3 protein-coding genes are annotated in these 4,258 nt (G+C 75.8%); all 3 read left to right on the top strand.

What is annotated here, in order from left to right; genetic code table 11:
- Positions 1 to 172: 172 nt before the first annotated feature.
- The gene (locus tag AC30N0_RS03740; protein ID WP_489516590.1) at positions 173 to 1,666 is read left to right on the top strand and encodes an FHA domain-containing protein; all 1,494 of its coding nucleotides are present in this window, start codon (positions 173 to 175) and stop codon (positions 1,664 to 1,666) included.
- 1 nt (position 1,667) lies between these two features.
- Positions 1,668 to 2,558, top strand: a complete 891-nt coding sequence (locus tag AC30N0_RS03735) for a PP2C family protein-serine/threonine phosphatase (protein ID WP_489516589.1) — start codon at positions 1,668 to 1,670, stop codon at positions 2,556 to 2,558.
- A partial coding sequence (locus tag AC30N0_RS03730; protein ID WP_489516588.1) for a serine/threonine-protein kinase occupies positions 2,555 to 4,258 on the top strand: 1,704 nt, incomplete at its 3' end. The genes AC30N0_RS03735 and AC30N0_RS03730, both read left to right, overlap by 4 nt.

Below are 4,258 nucleotides of genomic sequence, written 5' to 3'. Positions count from 1 at the left end.
CTGCAGCAGCGCGTGCGCGCCGGCGACGCGCTGCAGCCGGCCTGGGGCCTCTTCCTCGAACGCATCGCCGCCTACGGCCTGCCGGACATGCCGCGGGTGCGCCACCTGCGCCGCCCGGGCCCGCTCGCGACGCTCGTCCTCGCCTACCGAAGCTGACCATCGAAAGCACACCATGTCGATGAAATCCTGGGTCCTGCACCGTGTCCATGGCATCCACGACGCCGCCGGCCGGCCCGACCTGCCGGCACGCGAGCCGGGCCCGTGGCGCGAGCCCGGCGCCGGCGCACGGGGCGCCGCCCCGGCGGGCTCGGCGGGCGTCGAACCCGGGCTGGCGGCCGCGGAGCACCTGGGTGTGTACGGGCCGCTGGTCGCCGCTGTCCGCGACGAGCTCGAGCACTTCGTCGCCAGCCACGTCCGGCTGCACGTCGTCATCGCCGACCGGGATCGCTTCCTGCTGACGTCGATCGGGGTGCGCTGCCCGGGCGGCGCGGAAGCCCGGGACCTCCTGGGCCGGTTCATGCACGAATTCAAGCCGGAGCAGGTCAAGCGCTACTTCGCGCGCGAGGTCATCGCCGGCCTGCCGAATGCCGCGGTGCTCGACCTGTCGCAGTTCGCCGGCCTCGCCGACATCGAGGCGCGGCACGTCGCCGGCGAGGCCGACGAGTACGGCGAGCTCCTCGCCGCCCTGCGCACCACGCCGACGCCGGCCTCCGCGCAGCCGCCCTACGAGGTGAGCGTGATCGGCCGCTGGACCGAGTCGGACGGCGCTCGCCCGTTCCCGGCCAGCGCCCGCCTCGACACGCCGAGCACGCCGCTGGCCGGCCCGCGCGTCGAGTTCGACCTGGAGGACGCCAAGGGCCGGCGTCGCGCCGCCCTGAACGGCGTGCTGCCGGGCCGACGCTACATCGTCGGCAAGGACGCGTCGTGCGACATTGCCATCGACGGCACCTATGCCAGCCGCCGCCACGCCGAGATCTGGTGGGAGGGCAACGCCTGGCACGTCGCCGACGCCGGCTCAACCAACGGCATCCGCGTCGAGACGGCCGCCGGCGTGCTCGGCCGCTGCGGCGCCGGCGCGGAGGGCGGCTCGCCGGCAGCTCTGGGTGCCGCCGCCATCGAGCTCGTCGACGGTGCCCGCATCGTGCTGTCGGCACGTGCCGACGGCCTGGCCGGCGACTACCCGTGGATCGCGGTTCGCCCGGCCGCGGTGCCGGGCAGCGCGCGGGTGACCCCCATCGCCATGCCTTCCGGGGCACCGAAGACGCCCCTGACCTCGGTGCGGCCGATCGAGTCTGTCGAACCGATCGAGCCCGTCGAGCCGATCGAGCCGGCGTTCGACCTCCGCGTCGTGCCGGCCGAGGGCTCGCGCCATCTCGTGCTGCGTCGGGCGACGCTGCCGGTCGCCATCGGCCGGTCGCGCAACCAGGCGCTGGTCGTCGATCGCCGCCACGCCGGCGTCTCCGGCCACCACCTGGACATCGTCGAGCTCGACGAGGCCGGCTGTCGCGGCATCGTGCACGGCGACAACGGCATCGTGATCGACGGCGTCCACCATGCCCCCGGCGCGTCGTTCCGGTGGCAGCCGGGCCAGACCGTGCTGCTCGGGGCGGCATCGCCCGCGCAGCCGGGCTGCACGCTGAGCCTGGCGCGGTGCGGAGGACCCTGAGATGTCCAGACCGCTGTCGCCTCTCGTGAAGCCGCTCACCACGCCGGTCGAGCCCGGCTCGCCGCTGCGGCCCGGCCCGCACGGCCCCGGCCGGTCGGTGCACGCCGATCCCTTGCAACGCTTCGAGGTCGCGGTCGCCTCGTCGTGCGGAGCGCAGCACGCTGTCAACGAGGACGCGCACAGCGGGCCGGGCGGGGCGGGGCGGCTGTTCGTCGTCGCCGACGGCGTGGGCGGCGGCGCCATGGCGCAGACGGCCAGCCGGCTGCTCGTGGCGAAGCTGCACGAGTCCCTCGAGGCCGATGCGATCACGGCGGACAGCGTCCGCGCCGCCATGCTCGACGCCGACCGCGTCATCGCCGGCACCATCGCCCGCGTCACCGACCGGCCCGGTGCGGCGACCGTGGCGCTGTGCGCGCCGGTCGAGGCGTCGGCCGGGCGCTGGCTGCTGGCCTGGGTCGGAGACTGCCGCGTCTACCGCCTGGCCATGGGCGCCGAGCCGGGCGTCGACCTGCTGACCCGCGACGACACCTTCGCCAACCTCGGCGAAGCGCCGCCGCCCGGCGGCTCGCCCGACGATCCGGCGCGCATGGTCGGCAACGGCGCCGTCGCCGGCGCCAACGTCGCCGTGCACGATCTGGCCCGCGGCGACGCCCTTGCCGTGTGCAGCGACGGCGTGCACAAGTTCGTCGAGGTGGCCGACTGGTGCCGCCTGCTCGCGCAGCCGCTGCCGCTGGCGACCGCCTGCGCCGAGCTCATCCGCCTGGCGCGCGCCAACGGCAGCCGCGACGACGCGACGGTGCTGCTGCTGCAGCGCACGCCGGCGGCATCGAACGGCCTGCGCTGGATCGGCATCTCGGCCGGCCCGGCCGGCGCACAGGGGAGAGAGCGATGACACCCGCCGACATCGACCGCGTCTTCGGGCGCAGCCGGCTGCGCATGGTCACCGGCGAGCACGTCGAGGTCTTCCGCGAGGAGTCGAAGCCGGGCGAGCGGCGGCGCTACACCAAGCGCTTCCTGGCCACCCCGGCCGGCGACTTCAGCGAATGGACCGAGCGCGAGTGGCGAATCCTGGCCCGCCTGGTCGGCCACGGCATCCGGCCGGTGCCCGACGTCGTCCAGTTCGACCGTGGCGCCCCCGGCCGGCCGGCGCTGGTGCAGACCTACGACGCCGGCGTCACCGTCGACCACTGGGCGACGCTGCTGCCGCTCAAGCGCGACGGGCGCGTCCTGCGCAACGCGTTCGAGGACTGCGCCCACTGGTGGGCGCTCGCCCGTCACTGCTTGCTCGCGCTCGATGCGATCCACGAGCTGCAGCTGGTGCACCTCGACCTGAAGGCCGACAACATCTGCATCCCGGTCGGCGCGGCGAACTTCGACCCGGGCGACGCCGAGCAGCCGCTCTTCCCGCGCTTCGAGGAGATCGCGCTCATCGACTTCGCGTTCTCGCTCGTCTCCGGCGAGACGCTCGAGAGCCCGCTGCCCATCGCGCACCAGGCCGACTACGTCTACCAGTCGCCGCGCCTGCTGCGGGCCCTCGACGCCGGAAGGCACGACGGCGACCTGCGGCCGACGCAGGAGCTCGACTGGCGCTGCGACCTGTTCAGCCTGGCGGCGATGCTGTGGCGCTACCTGCCCGAGATGGAGGAGGCCCGGTCTGGCATGTGGACGCCGCGCAGGCACGCCAAGGCCCGCGCCCTGGTGCGCCGGATCATGGAAGCGCACGACGCGCCGGTGCCGACCGAGCGGCCGCACGCTGAGCTGATCGCCTTCGCGGCCGAGCAGCTCGCCGACCCCGAGCTGACCGCTTCCCTACGGCGCGGCTGGACCCTCGCCCTCGAGCAGCCGGTCGCCGGCGCCGACTCGCCGACGCCGGTGACGCAGATCGCGCCGGTGCCGGTGGCGGTGGTGGCGGCAGCGGCCGCGGCAGCGGCAGCGGCAGCGGGCAGGGTCTCGGCCGACGGGCCGCTGGCAGCGTCGGCCAACGCGGCTCCGATGCCGGCCGAGCTGGCCCGGCCGACGCGGACGGAGCCGGTCCTGGCGCCGCCGCCCGAGCCGGTGGCCGCCCTTTCGCCGACCGGCGCCGTGCCGCCGGCGGGGGCCGGGCCGGCACCGATCGCCGAGGCGCCGATCGCGATCGACCGCAGCGACATCGAGGACCGCGACGCCGCGCGGCATCAGCGCCGTGGCGAGCGCCGGCGGCATCTGGCCTGGGGCGGTGCGCTGGCCGTCGCGACGGTCGCCGGCCTCGGCCTGGCTCTGTCGAGCCCGGCCTGGCTCGGCGGCCGGTCGGACGAGCGTGACCGCATCGTCCATGCACCGGCGCCGGTCCTGCCGGCCAACCTGGAGGCGCGGGTCGCGCGCGCGCCGGCCCCGCCGCCTGCCGCTGCGGACATCGCGGTGACCGCACCGGTGGCGGTGGAGAAGGACACGGCGCGGGGACAGGAAGCCCCCGGCACCGGCGTGGCGCCGCTGGCTCCGCCGGTCGCGGCAGCCAAGTCGCCCGCGCCGGCAGTGGCTGCGAAGGCGCCGCCGCCTGCCGTCGCCAGGCCGCCAGCGCCCGTCGTCACCGCGAAGGCGCCCGCGACGGTGGCG

Origin of the sequence: Rhizobacter sp. (genome assembly GCF_031412495.1) — a bacterium.
Classification (GTDB): domain Bacteria; phylum Pseudomonadota; class Gammaproteobacteria; order Burkholderiales; family Burkholderiaceae_C; genus Schlegelella_A.
The sequence above is the reverse complement of the archived record's forward strand: the minus strand, read 5'-3'. Positions and strand labels throughout refer to the sequence as shown.

Bases quoted from the DNA above. Each gene is read 5' to 3' on its own strand.
- AC30N0_RS03735 (WP_489516589.1), top strand. From the start codon at position 1,668: ATGTCCAGACCGCTGTCGCCTCTCGTGAAGCCGCTCACCACGCCGGTC.
- AC30N0_RS03740 (WP_489516590.1), top strand. From the start codon at position 173: ATGTCGATGAAATCCTGGGTCCTGCACCGTGTCCATGGCATCCACGAC.